The following is a 2351-nucleotide window of genomic DNA, read 5'->3' as shown; positions in this document are numbered from 1 at the left end:
GACCTGTCGGCGGCCTTCGCCTCCGGCTGGATGCGCGTGCGCGGCCAGCGCCGCCGCCGCTCGGTAGACCGCGGCTTCGTCCTGTCCGACCACGTCGATTGGCCGGGGCTGCTGGACGCCATCGCCGCCACCGGGGCCGGCCGCGTCCTGGTGACCCACGGCTACACCGCCGTCGTCGCCCGCTACCTGCGCGAGCGGGGGGTGGAGGCGTACGAACTCAACGCGCCGTATACAGGGGAGCAGGAGGAAGAGGAAGCGGGCAGGGAGATATAGACGCATGCTATACTATAGGTATCGGCAAACTGCGAGCTTGGCTAGAAGTCACCGAACCCTTGTCCTGAAGCGGTGGAACTGAGGAGAATGCCTATGTTACTTGAGGATTATCTCGATTTTGTAGAGCCAGATGTCATCCGAATAAAAGGCCACCGGATCGGGCTGGAAGACGTTATCGACCTTTATCACCAAGGATACAGCGCCGAGCAGGTTGCTCTGGAGTTTCCTTCCCTGACCCTCGAAGAGATATACGCGACGTTCGCATATTACCTCCACAACAAAGCAGAGGTTGATGCTTATCTACAGCGCCTAGAGGAGTGGGTGGCCGAGAGTATTCGAGAACAAGAACGAAGTGAGCCGCCTGAAGTCGTCAAGCGCATTCGGGCTCTACGCGAGTCCCGCGAACAGTATAACGCATCCAAATGACGCTTCATTTCCTGCTAGACGAGAACATCTCACCCAAGTTGCGAGATGCGGCGCTCCGTCAGTATCCCCACCTCGATGTGCTTCGCGTCGGCGACCCCGGATGTCCGCCGCTGCAATCGCCAGATGATTTGATTCTCGAATACCTGGTCGAAGCTCAACGTGTGCTGGTGACCAATAACCGCAAGAGCATGCCCGGTCATGTCAAGCGGCTTGAGGCTCGGGGGCTTACCCATTGGGGCATCTTCCGTATCAGGCCAAGAACAACTTACCAAGAGTTGATCGATGCGCTCCTGTTATTCAACGAAGCAAGCGCACCGGAGGAGTGGGTTGGGGCGATGCGGTGGATACCCTTCTAACTCACAGTGCTATCTAGCCACCAGTATGCGACACTTCTCCGACCTCTACTTCACCCTCGACGCCACCACCAAAACCAACGACAAAGTCGCCGCCATGCGCCGCTACTTCGACGGCGCGGCCCCGGCCGACGCTGCCTGGGCCGTCTACTTTCTCAGCGGCCGGCGGCCCAAACGCCTGCTCTCCCCCCTTCTGCTGCGCCGCTGGGCGGCCGAACTGGCCGGCGTGCCGGAGTGGCTGCAAGAGGAGTCCTACCACGCCGTCGGCGACTCGGCTGAGACGGCTGCCCTGCTGTTGCCCGCCGCCAACCGGGCCAGCAACCGCCCGCTGCACGAGTGGGTGGAGGGCGTCATCTTGTCGTTACGCGAAAAGGACGAGGCGGGCCAGCGCGCCGCCGTGCGCGACGCCTGGGCCGAACTCGACGACCCGCAGCGCTACGTCTTCAACAAGCTCATCACCGGTGGCTTCCGCGTCGGCGTCTCGCAACGGCTGCTCATGCGCGCCCTGGCCGAGGCCGTCGCCCTGCCGGAGGCGACCATCGCCCACCGGCTGATGGGCGCGTGGGAGCCGACGCCCGCCTTCTACGACGCGCTCGTCCACCCCGACGAGGTCGCCGGGGAGGACGCCGGCCGCCCCTACCCCTTCTTCCTGGCTTACCCGCTGGAGGCCGACCCGGCCACGCTGGGCGACGTGGGCGAGTGGCAGGCGGAGTGGAAGTGGGACGGCATCCGCGCCCAGCTCATCCGACGCGGCGGCGCGACCTTCCTCTGGTCGCGCGGCGAGGAGCTGGTGACGGAGCGCTACCCGGAGGTCGCCGCCGCGGCCGAGGCGCTGCCCGATGGCACGGTCATCGACGGCGAACTGCTGGCCTGGGACTTCGACGCCGGCCGCCCCCTGCCCTTTGCCCGCCTCCAGCAGCGCATCGGCCGCAAGAACCTGGGCAAGAAGCTGCTGGCCGAGACGCCGGTCGTGCTGCTGGCCTATGACCTGCTGGAGTGGGCGGGCGCGGATTGGCGGGATCGGCCGCTGATGGAGCGGCGGGCGCAACTGGAGCGGCTGCTGATCGAAGTAAGCAGCGCGTGGCTGCCGCTATCGGCGGTGATCGAGGCGGATAGCTGGGCGGCGCTCGCGTCGCTACGCGAAAACAGCCGGGAGCGGGCCGTCGAGGGGCTGATGTTCAAGCGACTGTCGTCCCCCTACCGCGTCGGCCGGCGGCGCGGCGACTGGTGGAAGTGGAAGATCGAGCCCTACAGCGTGGACGCCGTGCTCATCTACGCCCAGCGCGGCAGCGGCCGGCG

Annotated in this window: 3 protein-coding genes and 1 pseudogene; all 4 read left to right on the top strand. The window is 65.5% G+C overall.

Translation table 11 applies throughout. The features are described from left to right. Nucleotides 1–273 (top strand): annotated as a pseudogene (locus ACE3UY_RS14785) (DNA ligase-associated DEXH box helicase); the annotation flags it as partial. Nucleotides 274–366: 93 nt separating this feature from the next. Then, nucleotides 367–699 carry a DUF433 domain-containing protein gene (locus ACE3UY_RS14780; protein WP_374688272.1) on the top strand — a complete coding sequence of 111 codons (333 nt, stop codon included), beginning with the start codon at nt 367–369 and terminating at the stop codon, nt 697–699. Continuing rightward, nucleotides 696–1055 (top strand): DUF5615 family PIN-like protein, encoded by a 360-nt coding sequence (locus tag ACE3UY_RS14775; protein ID WP_374688271.1) that lies wholly within the window; start codon nt 696–698, stop codon nt 1053–1055. Before ACE3UY_RS14780 ends, ACE3UY_RS14775 begins: the two co-directional genes overlap by 4 nt. Before the next feature lie 25 nt (nt 1056–1080). Further along, nucleotides 1081–2351, top strand: a 1271-nt coding sequence (locus tag ACE3UY_RS14770) for a cisplatin damage response ATP-dependent DNA ligase (RefSeq protein ID WP_374688270.1), incomplete at its 3' end; no start/stop codon positions are given.

Origin of the sequence: Promineifilum sp. (SeqCode), assembly GCF_041918635.1 — a bacterium.
Classification (GTDB): Bacteria; Chloroflexota; Anaerolineae; order Promineifilales; family Promineifilaceae; genus Promineifilum.
The sequence above is the reverse complement of the archived record's forward strand: the minus strand, read 5'-3'. Positions and strand labels throughout refer to the sequence as shown.

What these genes read in the sequence shown, in the direction of transcription:
- ACE3UY_RS14780 (WP_374688272.1), top strand. Translation starts at nt 367, where the DNA reads ATGTTACTTGAGGATTATCTCGATTTTGTAGAGCCAGATGTCATCCGA.
- ACE3UY_RS14775 (WP_374688271.1), top strand. Translation starts at nt 696, where the DNA reads ATGACGCTTCATTTCCTGCTAGACGAGAACATCTCACCCAAGTTGCGA.